Raw genomic sequence first — 23,749 nt, forward strand, 5'->3', positions numbered from 1 at the left:
TCATATATATAATAAAAGTTGTGTTTCCCTTTGTCAATAACGCCTTTGCTTAAAATGTTACGATACATTGTTTTTTTGCATAAAATGAACGGGCTAACGCATGATAAAACAGAACGATCAAAGTAGGGGAGGGAATGGTATGGATAACAATCGTCAACTTGCACCACATGAAACGCTAGAAGTACATGAATTGTTAACGTTTAAAAATGTTTGTTGTACGAAAGCTTCAGCAATGGAATCGTTTGTTCAAGATGAAGAATTAAAGAAATTGCTGCAAGCAGATGTACGAAATGGGCAAGAAGAAATAAAGGAATTAAAAGGGCTTTTATTACGAAATAAATTATCGTAAGGAGGTAGTGTGATGGCACTTTTTGAAGATAATCACGTTGGATTAAATGATCAAATGATTGCATCTGATTTACTAATTGGTGCAAAATCAGCAGTGCGTAATTACGCGATGGCGTTAACGGAATCTGTTAGCCCAGATGTGCGTGGGGTATTGAAAAAACAACTAGATACAGCGATTACAGCGCATGAAAATATTTCGACGTATATGATAAATAAAGGGTATTACCATGCTTATAATGTGAACGAACAAGTCCAACAAGATGTAGCGATGGCAAATCGAACGGTTGGAACGACAGAAAATATGTAAAAAGAACCCAAACGATGGTGTCGTTTGGGTCTTTTCATAAAGGAGAAATACATATTTCTTAGCTTTTCCCAAACAGAATGAAATGTCGGATCATATAGTGCTAGTAGAAATTTCATTATGAAAGGAAAAACACGTATTGATTCAACTAGCATTTAAAAAAATAAATAGTGAAGTGTCTTTGTATCATTAGTGTATGTTGTAGAAAGAAAAAAGTGCATAAGTATCTCTCCTTCATGATGAAATTTACTACTATTTAGAAGGAGTCGATGAAGCATGGCATGTTGTTCAAGTTTACCAGAGGGGTGTAATTCGTTAATTCAGCCACCATCTCCACCACAATTATCGACAGACTGTTTTGTTGTGCAATCTCTCGTTTGTACGAAAGAAGTACAAAAGGTTGCTGAATTACGTATTCCAGCAGCTACGTTAGGGGTTATTGTCGATATTACAGGTTCGATTACGCCGTTAATTCAGCTAGTACCAGATTTGAATAACATTGTGACGAATACGATTTTAATTAAAGACAAAGTCATTAATACCGGATTTGTTCCAGCGAATATTACAGTTGCAGGAATTGTGACACCATTTCAGGTAAACTTACCATTCCAACAAGAAACAGATTGTCCAGGTGCTTGCCCAGAAGATACGGTAACAGAAACGCCTTTCCAAGTAGAAGCGATTATTATTCAAGGGATTGCAGCATTAGGTATTGGAATTGCAGAAGTACTCGTAAAAGTCGTCATGAAAACGAACATTACGGTTACTCGTCCTGTAATTGCACAATTTGCAGATGCAACATTAAATCCAATTCAAGATGTTGTACCAAATCGTTGTGGAAATAGTGTGATGAATGCAGGGATGCAACAAAACTTAAATACGTCCACTTTGTTAGGCCAACAAGCAGAAGCAAACGAATAACTTAAAAAAAGTAGTGAGGCTATAAAAAGGCCTCACTACTTTTTTGATTAAAAAGCAATACGATTAGTCCAGTAGCTTTTTGGATCAATTGTTTTTTCGATTTTTCCTGTTTGTTTCAGCCATTGTTGTAAACGGTCATAATAATCTACAGACATCGAAAAATCATGAACAAATTGTGGTAGGGTAGCAGTTAAGATTTCACTTAAAACTGGATCGTTTGCGTCTTGTTTTGTATAATTAAAGTAAATGGATTTTACTTCCTCTTCATGTTGAGAAATATAGTCAATGGACTTTCGAATAACACGGATAAAACGTGTAAGCACTTCTTTTTGTTCTTCCAAAATGGTTGGGGAAGTAATGAAAATTAGTTGCAAGAAATCAGGCACTCCCCAATCTTTAAAAGAGAAAAAATCTACATCTAGTCCACGGTGTTTTGCTTCAATCATTTCTACATTTTGAAAAATAGCGGTTGCTACTTCTGCTTCCTCTTTTTCTAGTGCATCTGTATGATAAAAGCCATAATTAACAGGTTGGAAATCATCGTATGTACACATACCACCGTCTGCTTCTACCATCGTTTTAATAATAGCAAGACCACCTAACCCTGGTGCGCTTGGGTATTGAATTCTTTTTCCAATCATATCTTTTGGTCGACTAATTCCTTTATCTTTTCGGTACATAACCCCACCATTTGAGTGGAAAAAGCGACTAAATCCAACCACAGGTTCACCGTTTGCGCGGTCTTCAACAAGGTGTAATGGTTCCGTAATTGCCATATCCATTGTCCCTTTTTTTACTTCTTCCATAGCATCAAAATGTTTTTCAGGCTCTAGTAACGTAATTTCTAAATTTGCTTCTTTAAACCACCCTTTTTCAATTCCAATCATAAATGGAACGTGGTCAGGATTCATAAACCATTCTAATCCAATTGTTAGTTTATCCATCTGGATGCCTCCTTATATGGTATGTACTTTCTATTTACTATACAGGAAAAAAGAAAAAATAGTAATGATGCTTCTTTAGGTTTATTACTTGATGGAATGGTGAATAAATAGAAGGAGAAGGATAGAACATAACATTAGGTACAATAATGTAAAAGGATAAGCAGGAAAGACATCACTACCTCGAATAAAGAAATTGTGACAATTTATAAAACAATGGTTTTATCCGAGTTAAAGTGCTTGTTTTTATGATGAAAACGATTTATATTTATACCTGTAACCGTATTAATTATGGTTTTTACATTTTAAAGGAGGCTTTTTGATCATGGCATTTCCAGATTTATTAATTACATTAGCAGCACACGAAAGTAACGCGAACAATGTAACGATTGCGTTTACAATGGGAGCAAAGGCAGCAGAGAAAGGACATGACGTTGCTATTTTACTTCTTTCAGAAGCAGTACTTCTAGCAGAAAAAGGCTATGCAGATAAAATCGATATCGGCGCACCATTCCAAGCAATTAAAGACATTCTACCTGTTTACTTAGAAAAAGGTGGTACGATTAAAGTTTGCTCAGCATGTATGCAACATAACGGCGTATCAGCTGATAACTTAATCGACGGCGTAGAAGTAATCGGCGCAGATGATGTAGTGGATTACATTATGAACTCAACAAAAACATTACAATTAAACTAATAAAGAAAGGAAAACCTAGGAAAAACCTAGTGTTTTCCTTTTTTTTGATGCGAAATGATAACGATGATACCTGAAAACAGTTATACTGTTCATAATGATGAAAAAGACAAGAGGAGGGGACGGATGAATAAAAAAATTATTTTGCTTGTCGCATTTGCTGCATTTCTTGGACCACTTACTCAAAATATTTATGTGCCACTTCTTCCAGGCTTACAGCAACAGTTCCATACATCGACGTTATGGATCAATGCGACGTTATCGATTTATACGATGATGATGGCGATTATGCAAATGGTATATGGACCGATTGTCGATACGAAAGGCCGAAAAAAAATATTAATCGTTGGCCTGATTATTTATATCATGGCGACGATTGGGTGTATTTTATCGGATTCGATTACGATGTTCCTGTTATTTCGGGGGATGCAGGCAGTTGGAATTGCAGCAGGAACAATCGTAGGAATTACAGTTATTGGCGATTTATTTGAAGGGCCAGCGCGGGGAAAAGCGATGAGTATTTTCCAAATGCTCGTTTCACTCGGACCAGCAGTAGGACCAATTATTGGGGGATGGATTGGTCAAAGATATGGTCACTCTGTTGTATTTCTAGTGTTAGCACTTGTTGGTTCAACGATGCTATTATTAAACCTACTATTTTTAAAAGAAACAAAACCAAAACATTTACCGTCCGTTTCATTTGAATGGAAAAATTACTTACTAGCGTTCAAAAATCCAGTGAGCTTCTCGATTATCGGATTAGGTTCGTTACAATTTTTCGTTTTTCACAATTACTTAGCTTTACTAGCCCAAATCGTCCAACGACAATACGACATCACACCATCGCAAACAGGCTTCGTCTTTTTTTCATTAGCAATTATGATGGTGATCGGAACGTATATGGGCGGGGAAGTATTACGACGTTTTAACGCTAGAAAAATATTACTCGTAACGGCAACATTGCACGTATTAAGCGTGGCGTTGTTCGTCTTTACAGCACTATCTTCTTTCTGGCTCATGCTCGTGTCCCTTATTTTATTCGGACTTTGTCTCGGATTATCCGGCCCTGTTCAAACGATATTACTAATCGAACCATTTCCGAATAACCGGGCAACCGTCGTTGGAACGTATAACTTTATGCGCTTTATCGGGATGGCGTTAGGACCGATCGTTGGTAGTTTCTTATTTACAGAAACAAATATGGTATTGCCGTTTATCGTGGCGGGAGGATTATTTGCAGTATTCGTAGCTTGGATGTGGTGGTTTATGGCGAAAGTAAAAAAACAAGAAAAGAACATCGTGCAACATACAGCAGGATGAAGAAAAAACATCTATCTTTAGGACAAGCCTTTGGATAGATGTTTTTTAAAAAGATTTGAAAAGGATATTTTATGTCCATGTAAACATTTATAATATAAGATAGATAGTAGAATAGAAAAAATTAGGTGAAAGGATGAATAACATGATTACATACAATAAATTAGTACGTGATAACATCCCTACTATTATCGAAGAAGATAATAAAACTTGCCGTACAAAAATACTTACGAATGAACAGTTTGAACAGGAAGCTAAGAAAAAATTATTTGAAGAATTAGATGAATATATGAATGCCACAAATAATAAAGAGTCATTAGAAGAACTTGCGGATATTCTTGAACTGATTCACGCTTTAACTGGAGTTCACGATGCTAGTTTTGAAGAATTAGAAGCGATTCGTGTAAAGAAAAAAGAAAAGCGTGGCGGTTTTGACGATCACGTTTTTTTGATTGATGTCGATGAGTGACGTTAGGCTTGTTACCACATTTTTAAAAAGTGAACTACTAGAAGCGATTGAAAAAAGTTCAGGAATTTATTTACTCCCATCCTTTTTAATGAAGTCAGGGGTGGAATTATTATTGCCATCCCTTAAGAAAGCAGAAGAACATGGTGCGGATATTCAAATCTGTACAGGTGATTATTTATATGTGACACAACCAGATGCTTTAGCATTATTGTTAAAAGAATTAAAAAGTGCAAAGATTCGATTGTGGCAAAGTAATGGGATTTCGTTTCATCCAAAAGCATATTTATTTTCAAGTGAAAAAGAAAAGCTAGCATTTGTTGGTTCTTCTAATTTTTCTCGTTCAGCGATGACGACAGGTGTGGAGTGGAACGTAAAGGTAGAAAAGTCAAAGGATTTTTTTGCAGAAGCAGTAGATGAATTTTCAAAATTAATGTATCACGAACGAACAATTCCATTAAATGAAGAGACATTGAAAAATTACGCAAAATCATACCATCATTATCATCAAAAATATCCACAACTCGTACGACAATGGACGAAACAGGAAGAAATTGAATTAACGTTACCGACCGCGGAAGAAAAAACAATTATTTTAGATAAAAGATTGTCTTATGGTGAAATAACTCCTCGCCTAGCACAACAAGAAGCATTAGAAGAATTAGAAAAAACGTTTGATGAAGGGTATAACAAAGCAATGGTTGTGATGGCGACGGGGCTTGGGAAAACGTATTTAGCTGCTTTTTTTGCGAAACGATTTAAAAAGGTGTTGTTTGTTGCTCATCGTGAAGAAATATTAAAACAAGCGGAAACCTCTTTTTTACACGTTATGCCAAAACGAACAACAGGGTTGTATTATGGCAAAGAAAAAACTAGCAATGCTGATTGTGTTTTTGCCTCTATTTTTACGCTAGCGTTAAAAGAAAACTTAGAAGCATTTGCAAAACAAACATTTGATTTAATCATTATTGACGAATTTCATCATGCAGCAGCGGATTCGTATGAGCGTGTCATTAACTATTTTGAACCACAATTTTTATTAGGCATCACCGCAACACCGTACCGAATGGACGGAAAAGATGTTTTTGCAATTTGTGATGGAAATGTTGCGTATCAGCTTCATTTTATCGAAGCAATTCAAAAAAATTGGTTAACACCATTCCAATATTATGGCGTGTATGATGACATTGATTATTCTTCGATTCGCTGGATTGGAACAAAATATGATAGTGAACAATTATTAGATAAACAATTGCAAGAAGAACATGCACAGAAAATTTTTGATGCTTGGAAAAAATACAAACAAACTAGAACACTAGTATTCTGTTCATCCATTCGACAGGCCGACTTTTTACAAGATTATTTTCAAAAGCAAAGTGTACAAGGAGTTAGTCTCCACTCGAAAAGTATCATTTCACGTGAAGAAGCGATTCAACAATTAAAACAAGCGGAAATCGAATTGATTTTTACCGTTGACTTATTTAATGAAGGAGTAGACATACCAGAAGTAGATACCTTGTTATTTGTACGGCCAACAGAGTCATTAGCAATTTTCACGCAACAAGTTGGGCGTGGATTACGTCTTCATGATGGAAAAACACATTGTACCATTATTGATTTAATCGGTAATTATCGAAATGCAGATGTAAAATTGCAGTTATTTGATACAACTGTTCAACAAGGAACAAAAAAAGAAATAGAACCAGTTGTACCAACAAATTGCGGATTGTATTTGGACACAAAAGTCATTGATTTGCTTGGCGAATTACATAAAAAACGTCAACCACGAAAAGAAAAACTTCGTCAAGCGTTTGAGCAGTTAAAAGAAGAATTGGGCAGACGTCCAACATATTTAGAAATGCATTTAAAAGGCGAAGGAAATGCGCGGGAATTTCGTCAAGAATTTAAATCATATGTTGGATTTTTATACTGGGCGGGAGAATTAATGGAAGCCGAACAGTCGGTTTTTTTAACATATGAAAAATGGCTGCAAGAAGTCGAGAAAACATCGATGACTAAATCGTATAAAATGGTCGTGTTAAAAGCTATGCTAGAACGAGATCCAGAAAAGTGGTATGCACCGATTTCTTCTATTGAAGTTTCCCCTTTTTTCCATCAATACTACATGGAAAAAGAATATCGGAAACGGATTGATTTTTCGGATAAAGCATCGAAAAAATTATGGGATTATGATCAAGAAAAAGTGGCAAAATTAATTGAACGAATGCCGATGACTAAATGGAGTGGCAGTTCGAAAGGATTACTTCAGTTAGAAGGGAATGTTTTATCATTTTCATTTGATGTGGATGAAAAAGATAGTCGTATTTTGTTTGAATGGACGAAGGAAATATGTGATTATCGACTGGAAGAGTATTTTGAACGGAAAGAAAACAAGTAAGATGAAAAAACTTCATCGCTCTCCTTTTGATGAAATTATCTAAGTTTGTCCTATCTTAAATTCTTATTAAAGAGGTTTTCTTTTATGAATATGCACAGGAAAAGAAAATTGTATTCTATTTTTTACAGATACCCAATGGGAAGATGATGACAACTATCGTTTTATGGAAGAAGTATCAGAATACATTGGTGTAGAAATTACATATCGGATTGACGGGCGTACTCCGGAAGAAGTGTTCTATGATTATCGATTTTTAGGTAATTCCAGAATGGCAAAGTGTTCTGAAGAACTAAAAGTAAAACAAACTCTTATCTTTTTAGAAGAACTTCGTGATGAGCATAATTTAGAACCAATTTTATATTTTGGAATTGGACCGCATGAAACACATCGTTCAGATAGATTAAAAGAGTTTTATGTACACAATCCATTAGAACCAATTGAAACTCGATTCCCTATGATTGAAAAATTCGTTCCAGATGAAGAAATAAAAGATATTATTGAAAATGGTTGGAGTATTAAGTTACCGAGAATGTATGAACTTGGTTTTACCCATGCTAATTGCGGTGGAAGATGTGTTCGTGGTGGATTTGAACACTACGCGCAATTATACAAAATTTGGCCTCATCAATATCAAGAACAAGAAGAAATGGAAGAACGATTTAGAAGCCATTTCGAAAAAAATGTGTCCATTTTAAAAGCGGAAGGAAAACCATTTACATTACGGGAATATCGAGAATTAATGGAACGTGTCGGTGTAGATAATGTCATTCAAAATGGAATTACAAAATATTTACGTGTACGGGATGAAGAACGAGAAAGCATTCCATGTGTATGTACTACTTTTTAATTGAAGAGATAAAGTGAAAAAATGTCGTCGACCTCCCATCGTGCAGAAAACCCGGGACATCGACGCCATTTTATTTTTAAGCTTAAATGATGAAAAACATTGATATAATAAGTCTTTTTGCAAAAAAGTTTGAAAAATGTTGGATATTACCAGCCTTTTTGGTAGTATAAATAATATAGAAGAAATGTTATTATATCAACACTTTTTAGGGATTTGTATCGTACCTATGAGGAAAATGTTTTTTTAATATGAAGAAAATACAACTTTAACTATCTACAACTCAATAATTATTTTTCCGGAGGCTAACATGATTGGGGAAGTTTTTGTTTTTTTACGCCCCATTGCATATGTCCTACTCATTCTACTTATCTTCAATTTTACTTATTTACTGTTTTTCCAACAAAAAATGAAACCAGATATGTACATCATTACAAATTCTCTTATTCTAACAATTATCTCAGCTTTGTTGTTATTTCAAGAAGGTATCATTGTCGATGAATTAGCTTTAGACGGAGATGCTGTTACTTTTTATATCGTGGCTTTCACGGTGATTGTTTTTTTCGTAGGATTAGTCGTGTATTTATTTAAAACCAGCAAACATTAATCGTGGGTTCAACATTTTTTCTGTATATGTAGGACTGAAAAGAGGGAATAGTTGAATAGGAGGGACTTGTGTGTTCCTTTCTATTAGGTAATTATCCATGTTCTTAAGAATAGAGGAAAATTATTTTTAAAATAAATTATCGGAAAATTCTCATTATTTATGAGGTGGTGATTAGGGTGGATAAGAAAAAAGATGATTTGTTTGATCGGGCATTATTTGGTAGCCCTAGTATAATGATTGCTATTATTATTGGGATTATTGTAATTAGTTTCATCGTAAATGCATGGAAATAAGCGGACAACAAAACAATGGGTCTTACATTCTTTCAACGCATAGGAAAGGATTGCATGAACACTATGTGCATGGTAAAATACTATAAATCGTAATCATTACGATTTATAGTATTTTTTTATGAAAACACATTACTTTCTACATTATTGATATCGATAGGAGCGTGACTAAATGACGTTATTAGAAAATATGTTGACGTTTAATAAGCAGTTTGTGGAAAACAAAGAATATGAACCATATCAAACGACGAAGCTTCCGAATAAAAAGCTTGTCATTTTATCATGTATGGATACTCGTTTAGTCGAGTTGTTACCGCGTGCGTTAAATGTGCGTAATGGGGATGTGAAAATCATTAAAAATGCGGGTGCAGTTGTGTCTCATCCGTTCGGTAGTATGATGCGTAGTATTCTTGTTGCGGTGTATGAATTACAAGCAGAAGAAGTGTGCGTCATTGGGCATTACGATTGCGGGATGAGTAAAGTAAATCCGGATGCGATGATAGAATCAATGCGTGCGAGAGGAATTTCAGAAGATAAGTTACGTACGTTAGAGCAGGCAGGAATTGATGTGCCGAAATGGTTAGAAGGGTTTAATAGTGTAGAAGAGAGTGTGAAAAATAGCGTTTCAATGATTAAAAAACATCCGCTCGTTCCAAAAGATGTGCCAGTGCATGGTTTGGCGATTGATCCAAGTACGGGAAAATTAGATTTAATTGTGAACGGATATGAGCATCTTGAACAGAAAGAAAGTGTGCAAGTATGACGAAAAAAATTCCAGTAACTGTGTTAAGTGGATACTTAGGATCGGGAAAAACGACGTTATTAAATCATATCTTACAAAATCGGGAAGGACTAAAAGTGGCGGTTATTGTGAACGATATGAGCGAAGTGAATATTGACGCTGCTTTAGTGAAGCAAGGCGGGGGCTTATCTAGAACTGATGAAAAGTTAGTCGAATTATCGAATGGTTGTATTTGTTGTACGCTTCGGGAAGATTTATTAGTAGAAGTCGAACGATTAGCAACACAAGGCGATATTGATTATATCGTGATTGAATCAACAGGCATTAGTGAACCGATTCCCGTTGCGCAAACATTTTCGTATATCGATGAACAACTTGGCATTGATTTAACACAATTTTGTACGTTAGATACGATGGTGACGGTTGTAGATGCAAATCGTTTTTGGAAAGATTTTCAGTCTGGTGATTCGCTATTAGATCGAAAAGAAGCAGTTGGGGAAGACGATACGCGTGACATTGCCGATTTATTATTAGACCAAGTCGAGTTTTGTGACGTATTAATGATAAATAAATGTGATTTAGTAGAAGAAACAGAGCTAAAAAAATTAGAAAATGTGTTGCGGACGTTGCAACCAGGGGCGAAAATGATTCGATCCGTTCATGGACAAGTCGACCCACGTGAAATTTTACATACCGGTTTATTTGACTTTGACAAAGCTAGTGAATCGGCTGGTTGGCTACGGGAATTAATGGCAGGGGGACATGAAACGCACACACCGGAAACAGAAGAATACGGTATTGCTTCTTTCGTTTACGCACGAAAAAAACCATTTCATTCTGCGCGATTTGATGAATGGATTCATACGCAAATGCCAGACAATATCGTTCGGGCGAAAGGAATCGCTTGGTGTGCCACACAAAATGACGTATCGATTTTAATGTCACAAGCTGGTCCATCGGTAACGGTAGAACCGGTAGCCTATTGGGTTGCTTCGCTTCCGAAAGCAGAACAAGAAGCCATTATCAAAGAAAATCCGTATTTACTAGAGGAATGGGATGCGACATACGGGGATCGGCATACGAAGTTAGTCTTTATTGGCATTGATTTACCGCAAGAGAGTATTGTGAACGAATTAGATGCGTGTCTGTTAACGGATGCGGAAATGGAACAAGATTGGGCAACGTTTACAGACCCATTTGGTTGGGAAATTTCAAAAGCAGAGTAGGGATACGATGATTTTATCAGGGAAAACAATTCAAGCAAAAATTAATACAAACGAACTATCGATTTCACCAATCACACCGGAACAAATCCAACCAGCTTCCGTTGACTTACGGTTAGGGGACCATTTTTTAGTCATTGATGAGCATGCGAACACGCAAATTTCGTTAGAAGAAAATGCGATATACCGTGATGTAACGGTGCGTGACGGAAAAGTAGTCATTTCGCCCCACTCCTTTTTACTAGCAACGACAAAAGAAACGGTGACATTACCGAACGATTTAACAGCATTTGTCGAAGGACGAAGCTCGATTGGACGGCTCGGGTTATTTATTCAAAATGCCGGCTGGGTTGACCCAGGGTTTTCTGGACAAATTACGCTTGAGCTTTATAATGCCAACAGCGTCCCGATTACATTAATAGTTGGCAGAAGAATATGCCAGCTCGTCATTGCAAAAGTGGACCAAGAAGCAACACCGTATCAAGGAAAGTATTTACACCAAGCGGGAGCTACTCAAAGTCGGATATTTGACGATGTCGAAGTGAAACGGTCAAAATAAAACAACTAAAAAGGCTACCACACACGGTAGCCTTTTAGTACTTATTCTTTTGAAAATGTTAATTTTGCATACGCGTCGTGTAAATGAATCGATTCTTCGTTGCGACATTCGATTTGAAACCCTTTTACCCAGTCTAACTCATACAAATCCGCTGCAATTAAACGAATTAAATCTTCGACAAAGCGTGGATTTTCATACGCTTGTTCGGTTACTTTTTTCTCGTCTGGTCGTTTTAAAATCGGATGAAGCATCGCACTCGCATTTGTTTCCGCCGCATCTAATAAGTCTTTTTTAAAGTCTTCTGGCCAAGCACCTGGATACATATCGACGTTCATTGTCACAATACCGCGTTGGTTATGGGCGCTATATTCACTAATTTCTTTCGAACATGGGCAAAGTGTTGTCACCGCTACGCGTAACCCGACGCTCGTTTTCCATCCTTCTCGTTCATGATAACTCGTCGTAATCGTCGCTTGGGAATGGTTTAAGCCAACTTTTTCTGTTTTTGGTGCGAAGCGTTCATAATACCACGGAAATTGAACAGACAATGTCGCTGCTTTTTGTTCCATTTTTTCTGCTAAATCTTTCGTAAAGTTTTGCAATGTATCGACATCTAGCTTCCAATTGTTTTCATGGTACGTATGTAATAATTCTGTTAAACGACTCATATTAATGCCTTTACGGTCTTGCACAAGGCTAGTCGTTAACGTAAATGTACCGATGGTCGTTTGAGTAGTAGGAGAAAGACTAGAAGTAACTGTCACTGGGTGAGAAACGTTCGAAATCCCAACGTGGTCAATCGGAAAATAAAAGTCTTTCGGTGTATTTTGTAAATCAGCCATACATTCTTTTTCTGTCGGTTTCGTTCCAATAATTGGATCGACCGAACCGAAATGACGATGGCGTTCCTGTTTAGAAGGTAAGTGTACCTTATTTTTCATCATGTAGTCTCCTTTTTAAATCGTAATGATTACTATTTATTATAAAGACTGATAGAGGTAAATCAAGTTATTAGCATTTTAATAGTGAAAATAAGGGGGGAAAAGAAATGGATTTAAATCATCTATATCGACAAATTGTCATGGACCATGCGAAAAATCGTCGCAATCACCGCGAATTAGACCAATACACGCATAAAATGCATTATAAAAATCCAACGTGTGGTGACGTGATGACGATGTATGCACGAATGAACGATGACCGCATTGAAGCGTTAACATTTGTAGGGGATGGCTGTTTTATTAGTATGGCATCTTCTTCTATGTTTACTACGATTGCGAACGGAAAAACAATCACAGAAGTGCAAGCACTTTCAGAAAAAGTAGAAGATATGATTCGAAATGGAACAAAAATAGAAGACGAAGCGTTAGAAGAAGTCATGAGTTTAGAAAATGTCCATCAATTACCAGCACGATATAACTGTGCACTCATGCCGTATCAAGCATTTGCGAAATTATTTCGTACAAGTTCGTAACGTTGATTTTTGTGTACCAGTATGGTTAAATAAGATTATAATCGTAATCATTACGATTTATGTGAAAAAGGAGGGCCATACATGGCGAAAAAATCAAAAATCGCGAAAGAAAGACAACGGGAAGCATTAGTCGCAAAGTATGCATACCTAAGACGAGAGTTGAAAGCAAAAGGTGATTATGAAGCATTACGAAAGTTGCCGAGAGACTCTTCGCCAACCCGTTTAACAAATCGTTGCCAAGTAACAGGACGACCACGTGGAGTCATTCGGAAGTTTAAACTTTCTCGGATTGTATTTCGTGAGCTAGCGCATAAAGGGCAAATACCCGGCGTGAAAAAATCTAGTTGGTAAACGTTCATATTCATACAAAAAAACAGGTTCCTATAATAGGAGCCTGTTTTATCGTTGTAGTTCCTGGAGAAAAGTCCGAAAGGCGGCAGTTTTTATACCTTCTGTTTTATAAATAAACGATGTTGGGATGGTGCCAATGTCACTTGGAAGCAAATAGCGGGTGAGTTCGTGCTTTTTGTCTAATTGGTCCATTACGGATTTTGTTAACATGGCAATACCTAGTCCGCTTCGTACACAACCGACAATGCCTTCTAACGTATTCAATTCCATTTTACGAGTAGGAACAATCCCCCTTTTTAGTAACCACGATTCCAATACATTTCGATAAAAGCAACCGGATTTAAAAACGATGATTGTTTCGTTTTTTAAGTCGTCCCAATCTATTGTCTTATTGGCAATACAGATTAATTCTTCTTCGACAACTTTTATAGCAGACAGGGCAGGGTGCTGTGGATGTCCAGCAATAAATGCCCCTTCTAATTCATCGTTAACTACTTGCTTGATTAATGCGTTCGTATGATTTGTTTGTAACGACAAATTCACTTTTGGATATTGTTTTACGTAGGAAGATAAAATCAATGGTAATCGAACGGCCGCAGTAGTTTCCATGGAACCGATTCGTAATGTTCCGCTTGGTTCATTTGTATACATAATTTCTGTTTTAGAATCCTCGACTAATTGTAAAATTTGTTCTGCATATACAAGTAACGTTCGACCGTGTGGTGTTAACGTCACACCGCGTGGATGCCGAAAGAAAAGAGGTGTTTCATATGCTTTTTCTAACCGTTTTATTTTGGCAGTCACGTTTGATTGAACGAAATGAAGTGTTTTTGCTGCTTTCGAGATACTTCCTTCTTGGGCCACTATTTTAAACGTATATAAGTCTTCGAGATGCATCTTTTCCTCCTATCATTATTTTTGTTAGCTTCTATCAAAAACAATCACTTTTTTTTATAACTCTCTTTCTTTATACTAAAAGAAATAGTAAAAATTGTATAGGGAGGGCGAGAATATGTGGCCACAGCCGGAATGGATGAAACGACTGAATATGACGTATCCGATTATTCAAGCACCGATGGCAGGCGGAGTGACGACGACGGAATTAGTGGTAGGAGTGTCGGAGGAAGGTGGGCTTGGTAATATTGGTGCTGGATATATGTCTAGCGAAGCACTTGCGAAACAAATTCAAGAAGTGAAAAAAAGAACAACCAAACCGTTTGGTGTAAATGTATTTGTTCCAGCAACAGTCGAAGAAAATGAACAAGGAACAAAACGTGCTTTCGAACTATTACAGCCATTTCACGAGATGTTAGAAATACAACCAGTATGTCCATCTATTCCAGAGAATGCCGATGAAACATTCCTTCAACAGATAGAAGTACTAATTGCAGAAAAAGTTCCCGTTTGTTCGTTTACATTTGGAATTCCAAGTACAGACATCATGAAACAGTTACAGGAGAATGGGACAGTCGTTATCGGAACAGCAACAACAGTAGAAGAAGCAAAAAGGGTGGAGCAAAGCGGGATGGATGCCGTTGTGTTGCAAGGAAGTGAAGCGGGCGGTCATCGCGGGACTTTTTCAAAAACACCTGGGATGATTGGGTTAATGTCACTTATTCCTCAAGTGGTAGATGTTGTCCATATTCCGGTTATTGCTTCCGGTGGGATTATGGATAGTCGGGGGATTGTCGCATCTTTTGTGCTCGGTGCTACCGCCGTACAAATGGGGACGGCGTTTTTAGTGACGGAAGAAAGCGGGGCACAACAAGCGCATAAACATGCGGTGGTACAAGCAACCGAAGACGAAACGGTTATCACGAAGGCCTTTTCCGGAAAAGAAGCAAGAGGCATTGCGAATACATTTATCGAAAAAATGGCACCAATGGAAGACACTTTGCCACCATATCCGGTGCAACACCTCTTAACGACAGCCATGCGAAAAGAAGCAGCAGTGAAACAAAACCCAGCTTATTTATCACTTTGGTGTGGCCAAAGTCCACGATTAAGTAAACAACAGTCGGTTCGAGAATTGATGAAACAATTACGGATAGACGTTGATTCTTTGTTAAAGAAATAAATTAAACCAGTATCGTGTAGATACTGGTTTAATTTTTGATGTCAACACCACCGAAAACCGCCGTACAATTGATTTGCAATAATGGATCATTCGGATCTTTCGAAGTAGGAAGGTGTGTTTTATCTTCCCAAGCGCCAAAAATCGGTGTTCCCGTAATTTGAATACGTACATTTTCTGGAACGTATAGCTCGATTCCACCAAATAATACTGTTAAATGCACGACTGCACCTTCTTTTGCTACCGTTACTTGACGTAAATCAATTTCTGCTCCACCAAAAATAGCAGTAGCTGTTCCACCTTCAAAATGATTTGTTTCCGACCGTACTTTTGCGCCAGTAAAGATAGCAGTTGTATATAACGCATCTTCCGATAAAGTCGGAACTTTTGAGCGATTCATGAAAAAAGAGACGCCAATCAAAATTAAAATGATCGGGAGTAAAAAGGACATCAATGAAACATCCAATAATTCATTTGCTAATAAAAATAGTCCAATAATGATAAAAATAATAGCAGCAATTTTGGATGATCCTTTATTTGTGAGCTGCACAATCCCAATGAACACAAAAATAAGTGGCCACCACGATGCGAAAACTCCCCAAAAATCTAGGATATTCACTGCATCTAAAAAGACACCAATCCCAAGTAAAATAAATAACACGCCAACTAAATAGCGACTTTTCACTTTTTCCACATCCTTTCTAATAGGTATCCATACGTTCTACTGTTTCGTACTTACCATACTATTTCCCTTGTTCTATTTGCGTAAACTGTTTTACCTAATGTATCACGCATAATTCATAAAAAAGTTTAATTTACTAATTTTTTAATAAATTTCGTTTGCCATATTCTAAATCCAATGATTGCACCCAACATGTTGAGAATAAAGTCATCAATATCAAAACTTCCTCTTTTCGTAACCAATTGTATGATTTCGAAAACAAATAATAAGATAATTATCGAAATAGAAAATGCACTTATGTTATTTATTTTTTTGATAAAGTAATGTAGATAAATTCTCATCGGAAAAAACGGAAGAATGTTACCACCCAAGTTTTTAATTGGTATATCGATATTCATACTATCGTCAAACATTGCTTTCATATATGTATGGATTGTTTTAAATGGAACAAAATTTGAAAACCTCTTGATGTATTCGATAAAGGATACTCCTGCTAATATATATCTTCTAGAATTGATAAATAATAGCATTGCTAATGCAACTAAATAAATTACGAGCTTATGGTGAAGGTTCTTTTCATTTTTTCCTCCTCATGCCGAAATTATGGTAACATTTTACTGGTTAAGTTAGCATATTCCTATTTTGTGAAATTAAATAGTAGGAGGATAGCATAACAAAACCTTGTGCCATCTAATTGTTAGATGGCACAAGGTTTTGTGTCTTATTCTTCACGTTTCGATAAACATTGTTCACATTCCATAAAGTGTGACTCGCGGTGTTCATGTACGAAGCTTCCACACTCCGGACAAATTTTTTTCGTTTTTTGATGTTGTTCTGTTTGATTCATCGTAATCCCTCCTATTATTGATATAAAACAATAAATCATCAATCTCTAATTGTTATATAACAGTATATGCTACCGGGATGTTTTTGTACAGTATTTTTTAAGAGTTTTCAGAAAATTGTTTTTTCGGCAAAATAAATATTGATAATAGTAGTAACAGGAAGGGAGTATACGGTATCGGATTTGTCGATAATTTTAAATACCTTTTTCATTGCATCAAAATAGTGAACATAGCCAGTAATCGTTTGTACTTTTTCTTGTACAATAGCCGTGAAGACGAGTAGACGGTGATATTCTAATGCTTCTTGGACGATTTCTTCAAATTCTTGTAACTTTTGTTCATCTAATATCGGTTTTTCAACTTCCTCTTCTTCCTTCCATTTCTTTAATAATTCCACATGTTCAGGAATCATCATTCCACGCCATTTTTTCATTCCACGATCTATATACATGCTGTTCCCACCTTTTTTCTATCTATCTATATTATGAGAACAAATGTTCTTAAAATCAAGAGGATGTTCACAAAATTTCCGAAAGATTGATGGGAAAACTGGATAAAGATTGGTATAAAATAAAAGCAGGGATATTTTTGTGCGTGTGTAAGTAAGTATTATCAAATTTTCATGGAAGGGGTATACAAATGGTTATATATAATAAACTTGTTCGAGATAAGATTCCAGCAATTATTGAAAAGGACGGTTTGGTGTGTAAAACGAAACAATTAAATGAAGAGCAATTTAGAAAAGAAGTAGTATTAAAATTTTATGAAGAACTAGAAGAATACACGCGAGCACATACGGAAGAAGAAGCAAAAGAAGAACTAGCAGATGTCATGGAATTAGTGCAGACCTTAATGGAACTGCATCAAATTAACCCAGAGCAACTAGATATCATCCGACAACAAAAAAATGAAAAATGTGGATCCTTCGAACAAAAAGTATTTTTAGTAGAAGTGACAGATTAAAAAACAATAAGACTTTTCTATTTTTTTGATGACAAAAAGGTAGAAAAGTTTTTTTGTAAATAGGAAAAATAGTGACTGGAAAAATAGGAAAAAATAATGGTGAATTAGAATGTATATGGAATTAGGGGGGGCGAAGAGTAAAAACTATAGTATGTGAGTAGAGTCAAGGGTTTTGAAAAAAATATATAAAGAGAAATCATCAACGTATCAGCTTTATCAAATGCCAAATTTTTTCCTATTTATATTGCCCGGGAAAGCTCTAGATATGACACTAGAATCCATTCTCGCCAAGACTCTGTATGGGATTCTCTATTGTGGGGTGATCAATATACGACACGCTATAACTACAATTTTATTTACTACTAAATTTAACTGACATTTTGTATTCCTTTATTTTTTGGGGATATGTGACAATGAGGAAGGCGTTGACATGAAAATGAATAAATGGTTGTTTATGACCCACATGGTACACTCTCTAGGTTTTCAGTTTTGATTCAACGGCTACTTATGCCTATCTTTTTCGAGATACGTACAAGGAACATCGGTGGTCAGCTTTTGGTACAGCTCATCTTTTATCAAAGATTCATGGAAGTTTGTGGAACTATTGTCGTCCCATCAGGAACAGATAACCTCCAATATCCACGTACTATAGGTCGGGATTTACTACCTCCTGGAAACTATACGATAAATACTTCAGATCCGGTTCAAGTAAATCATGTCATCGACCTATTCTATCAGATGGGATTTGTTCCTCAAGTGAACAAAAGGATTCCGTTATTTACATATTTCATTGATAATCCATTGATTGTAATCACTACACTTTTTCTGGTCATGGGTCATCTCTGCATCGTCCTTGACTGGTTTCTTTACAATCAGGAACGTGAACGGGAATTCGGTATTCGCAGGCGTTACGGAGCCTTGTCAACTGATCTCGTCCGAGAGAATCTAATAGTTGGGATACCTGGCCTTTTGGTAGGTAGTGCTATAGGGGGAGTCCTATCAAATTTACTGATAGCAGGAATCAGTCAAACGAATATGGAGCTAACTAACTTCCAGATACTTACCAGTGCTATCATCTTATTTGCCATAGTCATCCTGACATGGTCTTTGATCCTTTATGTGGCTATTAAAACAAGGAAGGAGGTACATATTGATGCGTGAGATTTGAGCGGGGATTGTGATTGCCTGTCGGCGATGGCAGGCGATGTTAGGAATTTCAGAGATGATTGCCACAGCCTGCGTTGTACTTGCCCTGTCCTTAGAGGAGGTTGTCTCTCAGGTTGCGTAACGAAATAACAAAGTCTTGATAAAGACTTTTTAAAAAAATTGTAGCATATCCGATTTGAACTTTTCTACTAGTTTAGATTTATCCATTCTTAAAAAGAATTTTTTTGTTTTTCAGTAAGTTTATGATCACTAAAACTCTCTTAACGTTGTGTAAATTCGAATTTTCCTGATGGATCACTCTCCGCTTTTTATGTAATTTAGCTCCAAGGGACTAACGACTGTTGTATGTAATAAGGCAACTGACTACAGAGGAAAAAGTGCGCCTCTTCCGCTGGTCGCCTTATTACTCTGTCGTGAAGCGAGTCTCTTATAATGATAATCGAAATTTTATGAAGTCTTCGGGAACGGAAAAGGTGGATGCTAAGTCGTTGATAGAGCTTGTTTGAGTGAGTAAGGGAGAGAGAAAGGTAGATGGAATGAGTAAAAAGGCAGCTAATGTTTTAGCTTGTCGTTCTAATTTCATTGTCCAAAGTGGGGAAATCGTTAATTCATTGACGGAGTGGAGATAAAGATGGGAAAATTCTTCCGCTAACACAACATTCCGTTTGAACGGTGAGAAATGAGTGGAAATAAAAATCATTTGTTTACGTTTCAGTGGGATGGCAAATGCAATGGGGGGGTGAGTGGTTAGAGGATGAATCGTAATATCGTAATATTCGCATAAAATATCCATCGATAGGTCAAACGGATGGTGGATTTGAAGTGGTTGTAACAGTTTTTGTGCGAGTATATCCATTTCTTGTGAAGCAGACAAGAGGATCCTCCTTTATATAAATAGTGTTGATTATTTCTCTGTTTTAGTAGTAGAATCCTCTTTTTCTTCGATTTGTTTTTTGATGAAATCCCATACGTTAATTAATTGTTTTACTTTTTTCTCTGGATTGTCTGCTAGGTCATGAAAGAGGATAGGGTGTTTTTTCATTTCTTCAAACACGCTAAATTCTTCTGGTGTCAGGGAAATTATTTCACCAGCCACGTGTACTTCATGGTGTTGTTCTAAATAATACGGAGTAGGAGAATCTGTTAAGCCTAACAAATAGTCGGTGGAAACCTGAAAGAAACGGGCAATTTTTTGGAGTGTTTCAAAGTCTGGTTCACGTGATCCTTGTTCGTAGTTAGCAATTTGTCCGCGTGAAAAACCAAGTGCATTAGCTAATTCGTATTGGGTCAATCCTTTTTGTTTACGTAAAGAAGCGAGTCGTTTCCCGAACATAATATCCCTCCCGTTTGTTTCATGTTTTCATTATAAGAAACAAATAGTTTCTATTCCACAAAGGAAACGAATGGTTTCAAGGGGAATATTGACAGAAACGTTTTGTTTCTTTAAAATGGAAGTATCATTGAAAAGAATGGAGGCTCACTTTTGCGACGTGTAAAACTCGTTCAATTAAGGGGAAATGAAAGTCAGCGAAAGATTTCTAGTAAATTAGGGATTACACCACAAATGTTAGGTGCGATTGAGCGCGGAGAGCGAACACCATCTTTAGGATTAGCAAAAAAAATTGCCGATTATTACGACTCGTCGATTGAAGAACTTTTTTTTGATGAAAATGAAACAAATTGTGTCTAAAAATAACTGTAGTTACCCAGTGAAGGGTGCTGCAGTTATTTTTTCTGTAACTTGAATCGATAAAAACGAATCTGTTAAGATGAAAAAAAGGACGGTGACAACATCATGAACTCAATTACCACCCTGATTTTATATTTACTCATTGGTTTATGGTTTACGCTTTATTTTTTCCGTACTTTTAACCGTAATTTAGCAGAAATAAAAGAAGAGGCATTAACGAATAAGGAAATAGAAGAGCAAATCAGTGATTCTTATTATGAAGAAATAGAGGAACTAAAACAAAAATATGGGCATTATCCGTTTTTTCTTCTTTTACTTTTAGGTATGATTGGTTGGTTGCCGATTATCCTTTATGTTATGTGGAAACGACGGAATAAACAATAACGATGGAGAACATACTAGTAGTAGGTGAGAGTATGTTTCAACCATCGTTTCTTTCTTTTTTACAAGAGGTTGCTTCTTTTTCTTCCCACGTCCAACACCAAAATGCTTGGTTTCGTGGGCAACATCGTTATCATCAAACAGCATCGCTACATGCTGGATTATTTCGGATGGAAAAAAAGACACTCCAAGCGTATACGAAGTGGGAAAAAGAAGTATATCGTGAATTTTTGTATAATGGCTTACGAATTCATCAGTTATCGTCGTGGGAGTTGCTGTACGCGATGCAACATTACGGCGTAAAAACACGTTTATTAGATTGGACAGAATCCTTTCTTATTGCACTTTATTTTGTATTTGAAGGGTGGGCGTACCGTCAAAAAGAAGATGCAGTTATTTGGATGCTTGATCCATATCGGTTAAACGAAAAACATCCATTATGGAAAAAGCCTGTCTTATGCACAACCGACGATATGAAAAACTTGCTTGGAAAAGATTATCCTGATTGCATAAATGAATCGTTTACCAATAGCCTTGCACTATTTCCAGAACGTCAGCTAGAGCGAATAATCGTTCAAAAAAGTGTATTTACGCTCCAAGCAAATCAAGTTCCGTTAGAAAAAGAGTATGATGGCCAATTACTCCAACAAGGCATTTTGAAAAAAGTCGTGTTGCCATTTGAGTTAGCAGTAGATGTGGAACGGTTTTTAGTACTGTGCGGTGTCGATTCGTTTATGATTTATCCTGATTTACATGGGCTTGCACAAAAAGTAAATCAAATGAAATAAGGGCAAGAGACCATGCCAATATCCCTTTTTTGCATACGATGTAAGGAAAAGATGAAAAGGGGTGAAGAGAATGTCAGGATGTGGATTTGGAGCTAGAGGTGGATATGGAGCAGGATTTGGGGGATTTTCATTTATCGTTGTGTTGTTTATTTTGTTAGTGATCGTTGGTTGTTCTTGTCGCAGCTGGTGCTAACTAAAAAAGCTGCTCTTTTAAACGGAAATCTTTGTCAAGGGCACTATAAAAAAGAGAGTAAATAACTAGAAGATGATTCCTATATTGAATAGGGGTCATCTTTTTAAGTTCCATTGATATCGATAGTAGTGATGGTAAACCAGATCATGATTTATTTTTGCCTTTCGTTCTTTTTATCTTTTACAGGATGTATCATCCACTTCGTCTTTTAAATGATTAAAGAAAGCTTATGGAGGGGCATTATCCCAACAGTTCTCTCAAGACTTTAAAATCTTGAGACAATAAAAATCTCTAATCGAGCAAGGCGACAACAAATAATGCTGACTGTTTCGCAGAAAACAACAGCATTTATTTATAAAGGTTGTAGGAACATTTCACCAATACACAAGCGAAGGGCATGCCACACGTAGCTTGTCATTTTGTTTCACCAATGCAACCAGTCGGACGAATCTAAATATTTTAGCCCACTATAAAATTATTTTTACAAAATAGATAATAAATGGTAATTTATAAAGAGGGAGGGGGAATTGGATTTTGAAGAGAATATTTTCTATATTGGTTGCTTTTTGTGTTTTTGTAGGGATTGGTAATCATTATGTTTTTGCTGTAAGTAACTCTGTAATTTATTCAAACAATGAGGATGGTTTAAGAAATGAAAATAATCAACAGTTTGTACCATTACTTAATGAGCGGGTTGTAAACGTCTTGGAGAAAAACAATATTGATTTTCACATTGAAAATGGTTATATAATTAAACTTAATCAACCTTCTCCAGAGCTTATTGATCATGTAAATGTTCTACTTGCTAATAGTATGGATTCAGAATTTCAACAAAGAAGTATGAGGTTAGCTGCTTCTAAATATCCGACATCCTGGGTTTACATGAAACAATATGACAGAGTTACTTCTAAAAAGTTTACTAAGGCTACCAAAACAGCTTTTGTCACGGCTGTTACAGCATGGCTAACTGGAGTTACTGGTGGGGCTGCTGCTTTGGCAAGGGCAGCTGGTGCCGGATTTGGTGGTTATTATTTTGTAGAGAGTGATACTCAAAATGTCTATGTTTTTATGAAGTATTACTATAGGGAACTAGGTCCTGGAAAGGTTGGCCCAACAGGCTCTTACATGGGGAATTATGAAATCAAAAAAGTGGAGAGAGTTACTAAATCTTCAAAAGGATCTGGTGGACAGGTTAACACTAGATATAAGAAATCTACTATTGTGGAACCATTTTTCTAAAAATATTATTTTATAAAAATGAGATGGTGAGATGAAGAAGAACATATTGTTTTTTGTAGTTTTATTAATGATTACTTATTTTGTTTTAGATTTCACTTTTGTTAAGGCTAGTTTGTTTTCAATTCTTATGTTGATTATTGTTAGTTTCATTACTTTCTTTGATAAGCACAAAAGAAAGTAGAAATATAGGTTAGGAATAAACCGGAAGTTTTGTCAAGGATACTATAAAAAAAGAAAGTAAGTAACTA

The 23,749-nt window shown here is 36.3% G+C and carries 31 protein-coding genes; 22 read left to right on the forward strand and 9 right to left on the reverse strand.

The features are described 5' to 3' along the window. Positions 1 to 139 precede the first annotated feature (139 nt). The 3 genes from BN1372_RS04450 to BN1372_RS04460 all read left to right on the forward strand — a co-directional run bounded on the left by BN1372_RS04450 (position 140) and on the right by BN1372_RS04460 (position 1,573). Positions 140 to 349, forward strand: coding sequence for a hypothetical protein (locus tag BN1372_RS04450; RefSeq protein ID WP_062197654.1), 210 nt, complete (start codon positions 140 to 142; stop codon positions 347 to 349). Positions 350 to 361: 12 nt separating this feature from the next. Beyond that, positions 362 to 655: a spore coat protein gene (locus BN1372_RS04455; RefSeq protein WP_062197655.1), complete on the forward strand. Its 294-nt coding sequence runs from the start codon at positions 362 to 364 to the stop codon at positions 653 to 655. Between the two features lie 273 nt (positions 656 to 928). Further along, a complete protein-coding gene (locus BN1372_RS04460; RefSeq protein ID WP_062197656.1) occupies positions 929 to 1,573 on the forward strand; it encodes a hypothetical protein in 645 nt (214 codons plus the stop codon). Between the two features lie 47 nt (positions 1,574 to 1,620). On the opposite strand, the gene BN1372_RS04465 is transcribed toward BN1372_RS04460, so the two are convergent. Beyond that, the gene (locus tag BN1372_RS04465) at positions 1,621 to 2,517 is read right to left on the reverse strand and encodes an ABC transporter substrate-binding protein (protein WP_062197657.1); all 897 of its coding nucleotides are present in this window, start codon (positions 2,515 to 2,517) and stop codon (positions 1,621 to 1,623) included. Positions 2,518 to 2,839: 322 nt separating this feature from the next. Between BN1372_RS04465 and BN1372_RS04470 the strand changes: the two genes are divergently transcribed. The 9 genes from BN1372_RS04470 (at position 2,840) to dcd (ending at position 11,654) form a co-directional block, all read left to right on the forward strand. Continuing rightward, positions 2,840 to 3,211: a DsrE family protein gene (locus tag BN1372_RS04470; RefSeq protein WP_062197658.1), complete on the forward strand. Its 372-nt coding sequence runs from the start codon at positions 2,840 to 2,842 to the stop codon at positions 3,209 to 3,211. Positions 3,212 to 3,334: 123 nt separating this feature from the next. Then, positions 3,335 to 4,528, forward strand: coding sequence for an MFS transporter (locus BN1372_RS04475; RefSeq protein WP_062197659.1), 1,194 nt, complete (start codon positions 3,335 to 3,337; stop codon positions 4,526 to 4,528). Between the two features lie 142 nt (positions 4,529 to 4,670). Further along, positions 4,671 to 4,994 (forward strand): nucleoside triphosphate pyrophosphohydrolase, encoded by a 324-nt coding sequence (locus BN1372_RS04480; protein ID WP_062197660.1) that lies wholly within the window; start codon positions 4,671 to 4,673, stop codon positions 4,992 to 4,994. Next, entirely contained in the window at positions 4,987 to 7,389 is a 2,403-nt protein-coding gene (locus tag BN1372_RS04485) for a DEAD/DEAH box helicase family protein (RefSeq protein ID WP_062197661.1), read from the forward strand. The genes BN1372_RS04480 and BN1372_RS04485 overlap by 8 nt, the downstream gene beginning before the upstream one ends. 163 nt (positions 7,390 to 7,552) lie before the next feature. Continuing rightward, the gene (locus BN1372_RS04490) at positions 7,553 to 8,236 is read left to right on the forward strand and encodes a hypothetical protein (protein ID WP_230198800.1); all 684 of its coding nucleotides are present in this window, start codon (positions 7,553 to 7,555) and stop codon (positions 8,234 to 8,236) included. Between the two features lie 307 nt (positions 8,237 to 8,543). Further along, a complete protein-coding gene (locus BN1372_RS04495) occupies positions 8,544 to 8,840 on the forward strand; it encodes a hypothetical protein (protein WP_062197663.1) in 297 nt (98 codons plus the stop codon). Positions 8,841 to 9,302: 462 nt separating this feature from the next. After that, on the forward strand, positions 9,303 to 9,893 hold the full coding sequence (locus tag BN1372_RS04500) for a beta-class carbonic anhydrase (RefSeq protein ID WP_062197664.1): 591 nt from the start codon (positions 9,303 to 9,305) through the stop codon (positions 9,891 to 9,893). After that, positions 9,890 to 11,098 (forward strand): GTP-binding protein, encoded by a 1,209-nt coding sequence (locus tag BN1372_RS04505; protein WP_062197665.1) that lies wholly within the window; start codon positions 9,890 to 9,892, stop codon positions 11,096 to 11,098. The genes BN1372_RS04500 and BN1372_RS04505 overlap by 4 nt, the downstream gene beginning before the upstream one ends. Before the next feature lie 7 nt (positions 11,099 to 11,105). Beyond that, positions 11,106 to 11,654 (forward strand): dCTP deaminase, encoded by a 549-nt coding sequence (dcd, locus tag BN1372_RS04510; RefSeq protein ID WP_062197666.1) that lies wholly within the window; start codon positions 11,106 to 11,108, stop codon positions 11,652 to 11,654. A 41-nt stretch (positions 11,655 to 11,695) separates the two neighbouring features. Here the strand turns inward: dcd and folE2 are convergent, their stop codons facing one another. Beyond that, positions 11,696 to 12,595, reverse strand: coding sequence for a GTP cyclohydrolase FolE2 (gene folE2 / locus BN1372_RS04515; RefSeq protein ID WP_062197667.1), 900 nt, complete (start codon positions 12,593 to 12,595; stop codon positions 11,696 to 11,698). Positions 12,596 to 12,702: 107 nt separating this feature from the next. On the opposite strand from folE2, the gene sufU reads away from it, so the two are divergent. Both sufU and rpsN read left to right on the forward strand, forming a co-directional pair. Continuing rightward, positions 12,703 to 13,128, forward strand: coding sequence for a Fe-S cluster assembly sulfur transfer protein SufU (sufU, locus tag BN1372_RS04520; protein ID WP_062197668.1), 426 nt, complete (start codon positions 12,703 to 12,705; stop codon positions 13,126 to 13,128). Positions 13,129 to 13,209: 81 nt separating this feature from the next. Beyond that, positions 13,210 to 13,479, forward strand: coding sequence for a 30S ribosomal protein S14 (rpsN, locus tag BN1372_RS04525; RefSeq protein ID WP_062197669.1), 270 nt, complete (start codon positions 13,210 to 13,212; stop codon positions 13,477 to 13,479). A gap of 48 nt (positions 13,480 to 13,527) precedes the next feature. Here rpsN and BN1372_RS04530 read toward each other — a convergent pair whose 3' ends face one another. Then, positions 13,528 to 14,376 (reverse strand): LysR family transcriptional regulator, encoded by an 849-nt coding sequence (locus tag BN1372_RS04530; RefSeq protein ID WP_062197670.1) that lies wholly within the window; start codon positions 14,374 to 14,376, stop codon positions 13,528 to 13,530. A 115-nt stretch (positions 14,377 to 14,491) separates the two neighbouring features. Between BN1372_RS04530 and BN1372_RS04535 the strand changes: the two genes are divergently transcribed. After that, positions 14,492 to 15,556 carry an NAD(P)H-dependent flavin oxidoreductase gene (locus tag BN1372_RS04535; protein ID WP_062197671.1) on the forward strand — a complete coding sequence of 355 codons (1,065 nt, stop codon included), beginning with the start codon at positions 14,492 to 14,494 and terminating at the stop codon, positions 15,554 to 15,556. 28 nt (positions 15,557 to 15,584) lie between these two features. Here the strand turns inward: BN1372_RS04535 and BN1372_RS04540 are convergent, their stop codons facing one another. The 4 genes from BN1372_RS04540 to BN1372_RS04550 all read right to left on the reverse strand — a co-directional run bounded on the left by BN1372_RS04540 (position 15,585) and on the right by BN1372_RS04550 (position 17,531). Beyond that, positions 15,585 to 16,238 (reverse strand): LiaF transmembrane domain-containing protein, encoded by a 654-nt coding sequence (locus tag BN1372_RS04540; RefSeq protein ID WP_062197672.1) that lies wholly within the window; start codon positions 16,236 to 16,238, stop codon positions 15,585 to 15,587. A 125-nt stretch (positions 16,239 to 16,363) separates the two neighbouring features. Beyond that, the gene (locus BN1372_RS04545; protein ID WP_062197673.1) at positions 16,364 to 16,786 is read right to left on the reverse strand and encodes a VanZ family protein; all 423 of its coding nucleotides are present in this window, start codon (positions 16,784 to 16,786) and stop codon (positions 16,364 to 16,366) included. A 170-nt stretch (positions 16,787 to 16,956) separates the two neighbouring features. Continuing rightward, positions 16,957 to 17,082, reverse strand: a complete 126-nt coding sequence (locus BN1372_RS15135) for a protein YhfH (RefSeq protein WP_147515336.1) — start codon at positions 17,080 to 17,082, stop codon at positions 16,957 to 16,959. 107 nt (positions 17,083 to 17,189) lie between these two features. Next, the gene (locus BN1372_RS04550) at positions 17,190 to 17,531 is read right to left on the reverse strand and encodes a YolD-like family protein (RefSeq protein WP_062197674.1); all 342 of its coding nucleotides are present in this window, start codon (positions 17,529 to 17,531) and stop codon (positions 17,190 to 17,192) included. 188 nt (positions 17,532 to 17,719) lie between these two features. Between BN1372_RS04550 and BN1372_RS04555 the strand changes: the two genes are divergently transcribed. Together BN1372_RS04555 and BN1372_RS04560 are read left to right on the forward strand one after the other, a co-directional pair. Continuing rightward, complete coding sequence (locus BN1372_RS04555) at positions 17,720 to 18,043, forward strand: nucleoside triphosphate pyrophosphohydrolase (protein WP_062197675.1); 324 nt, start codon at positions 17,720 to 17,722, stop codon at positions 18,041 to 18,043. A 489-nt stretch (positions 18,044 to 18,532) separates the two neighbouring features. Beyond that, a complete protein-coding gene (locus BN1372_RS04560) occupies positions 18,533 to 19,204 on the forward strand; it encodes an FtsX-like permease family protein (RefSeq protein ID WP_187118390.1) in 672 nt (223 codons plus the stop codon). A gap of 433 nt (positions 19,205 to 19,637) precedes the next feature. On the opposite strand, the gene BN1372_RS04565 is transcribed toward BN1372_RS04560, so the two are convergent. Together BN1372_RS04565 and BN1372_RS14915 are read right to left on the reverse strand one after the other, a co-directional pair. Further along, positions 19,638 to 20,084 carry an ImmA/IrrE family metallo-endopeptidase gene (locus tag BN1372_RS04565; RefSeq protein ID WP_062197677.1) on the reverse strand — a complete coding sequence of 149 codons (447 nt, stop codon included), beginning with the start codon at positions 20,082 to 20,084 and terminating at the stop codon, positions 19,638 to 19,640. Positions 20,085 to 20,114: 30 nt separating this feature from the next. Beyond that, a complete protein-coding gene (locus BN1372_RS14915; RefSeq protein ID WP_082418948.1) occupies positions 20,115 to 20,543 on the reverse strand; it encodes a helix-turn-helix domain-containing protein in 429 nt (142 codons plus the stop codon). A 150-nt stretch (positions 20,544 to 20,693) separates the two neighbouring features. On the opposite strand from BN1372_RS14915, the gene BN1372_RS04575 reads away from it, so the two are divergent. The 5 genes from BN1372_RS04575 (at position 20,694) to BN1372_RS04590 (ending at position 23,501) form a co-directional block, all read left to right on the forward strand. After that, positions 20,694 to 20,900, forward strand: a complete 207-nt coding sequence (locus tag BN1372_RS04575; protein ID WP_062197678.1) for a helix-turn-helix transcriptional regulator — start codon at positions 20,694 to 20,696, stop codon at positions 20,898 to 20,900. A gap of 105 nt (positions 20,901 to 21,005) precedes the next feature. Beyond that, the gene (locus BN1372_RS04580; RefSeq protein ID WP_062197679.1) at positions 21,006 to 21,284 is read left to right on the forward strand and encodes a hypothetical protein; all 279 of its coding nucleotides are present in this window, start codon (positions 21,006 to 21,008) and stop codon (positions 21,282 to 21,284) included. Between the two features lie 32 nt (positions 21,285 to 21,316). After that, on the forward strand, positions 21,317 to 22,069 hold the full coding sequence (locus BN1372_RS04585; RefSeq protein ID WP_062197680.1) for an FRG domain-containing protein: 753 nt from the start codon (positions 21,317 to 21,319) through the stop codon (positions 22,067 to 22,069). A 70-nt stretch (positions 22,070 to 22,139) separates the two neighbouring features. Beyond that, positions 22,140 to 22,262 carry a YjcZ family sporulation protein gene (locus BN1372_RS14520; protein ID WP_074018131.1) on the forward strand — a complete coding sequence of 41 codons (123 nt, stop codon included), beginning with the start codon at positions 22,140 to 22,142 and terminating at the stop codon, positions 22,260 to 22,262. A gap of 534 nt (positions 22,263 to 22,796) precedes the next feature. Continuing rightward, positions 22,797 to 23,501, forward strand: a complete 705-nt coding sequence (locus BN1372_RS04590) for a hypothetical protein (RefSeq protein ID WP_062197681.1) — start codon at positions 22,797 to 22,799, stop codon at positions 23,499 to 23,501. The last annotated feature ends 248 nt before the right edge of the window (positions 23,502 to 23,749 follow it).

It is taken from the genome of Massilibacterium senegalense (genome assembly GCF_001375675.1).
Taxonomy (GTDB): Bacteria; Bacillota; Bacilli; order Bacillales; family Massilibacteriaceae; genus Massilibacterium; species Massilibacterium senegalense.

Coding starts and splice junctions, on each gene's coding strand:
- BN1372_RS14520 (WP_074018131.1), top strand. CDS start 22,140: ATGTCAGGATGTGGATTTGGAGCTAGAGGTGGATATGGAGCAGGATTT.
- dcd (WP_062197666.1), top strand. CDS start 11,106: ATGATTTTATCAGGGAAAACAATTCAAGCAAAAATTAATACAAACGAA.
- BN1372_RS15135 (WP_147515336.1), bottom strand. CDS start 17,082: ATGAATCAAACAGAACAACATCAAAAAACGAAAAAAATTTGTCCGGAG.
- BN1372_RS04580 (WP_062197679.1), top strand. CDS start 21,006: ATGAACTCAATTACCACCCTGATTTTATATTTACTCATTGGTTTATGG.
- BN1372_RS04585 (WP_062197680.1), top strand. CDS start 21,317: ATGTTTCAACCATCGTTTCTTTCTTTTTTACAAGAGGTTGCTTCTTTT.
- BN1372_RS04470 (WP_062197658.1), top strand. CDS start 2,840: ATGGCATTTCCAGATTTATTAATTACATTAGCAGCACACGAAAGTAAC.
- BN1372_RS04500 (WP_062197664.1), top strand. CDS start 9,303: ATGACGTTATTAGAAAATATGTTGACGTTTAATAAGCAGTTTGTGGAA.
- BN1372_RS04460 (WP_062197656.1), top strand. CDS start 929: ATGGCATGTTGTTCAAGTTTACCAGAGGGGTGTAATTCGTTAATTCAG.
- BN1372_RS04480 (WP_062197660.1), top strand. CDS start 4,671: ATGATTACATACAATAAATTAGTACGTGATAACATCCCTACTATTATC.
- BN1372_RS04490 (WP_230198800.1), top strand. CDS start 7,553: ATGGAAGAAGTATCAGAATACATTGGTGTAGAAATTACATATCGGATT.
- BN1372_RS04475 (WP_062197659.1), top strand. CDS start 3,335: ATGAATAAAAAAATTATTTTGCTTGTCGCATTTGCTGCATTTCTTGGA.
- BN1372_RS04535 (WP_062197671.1), top strand. CDS start 14,492: ATGTGGCCACAGCCGGAATGGATGAAACGACTGAATATGACGTATCCG.
- BN1372_RS04530 (WP_062197670.1), bottom strand. CDS start 14,376: ATGCATCTCGAAGACTTATATACGTTTAAAATAGTGGCCCAAGAAGGA.
- BN1372_RS04495 (WP_062197663.1), top strand. CDS start 8,544: ATGATTGGGGAAGTTTTTGTTTTTTTACGCCCCATTGCATATGTCCTA.
- folE2 (WP_062197667.1), bottom strand. CDS start 12,595: ATGAAAAATAAGGTACACTTACCTTCTAAACAGGAACGCCATCGTCAT.
- BN1372_RS04450 (WP_062197654.1), top strand. CDS start 140: ATGGATAACAATCGTCAACTTGCACCACATGAAACGCTAGAAGTACAT.
- sufU (WP_062197668.1), top strand. CDS start 12,703: ATGGATTTAAATCATCTATATCGACAAATTGTCATGGACCATGCGAAA.
- rpsN (WP_062197669.1), top strand. CDS start 13,210: ATGGCGAAAAAATCAAAAATCGCGAAAGAAAGACAACGGGAAGCATTA.
- BN1372_RS04555 (WP_062197675.1), top strand. CDS start 17,720: ATGGTTATATATAATAAACTTGTTCGAGATAAGATTCCAGCAATTATT.
- BN1372_RS04550 (WP_062197674.1), bottom strand. CDS start 17,531: ATGTATATAGATCGTGGAATGAAAAAATGGCGTGGAATGATGATTCCT.
- BN1372_RS04485 (WP_062197661.1), top strand. CDS start 4,987: ATGAGTGACGTTAGGCTTGTTACCACATTTTTAAAAAGTGAACTACTA.
- BN1372_RS04505 (WP_062197665.1), top strand. CDS start 9,890: ATGACGAAAAAAATTCCAGTAACTGTGTTAAGTGGATACTTAGGATCG.
- BN1372_RS04465 (WP_062197657.1), bottom strand. CDS start 2,517: ATGGATAAACTAACAATTGGATTAGAATGGTTTATGAATCCTGACCAC.
- BN1372_RS04455 (WP_062197655.1), top strand. CDS start 362: ATGGCACTTTTTGAAGATAATCACGTTGGATTAAATGATCAAATGATT.
- BN1372_RS14915 (WP_082418948.1), bottom strand. CDS start 20,543: ATGTTCGGGAAACGACTCGCTTCTTTACGTAAACAAAAAGGATTGACC.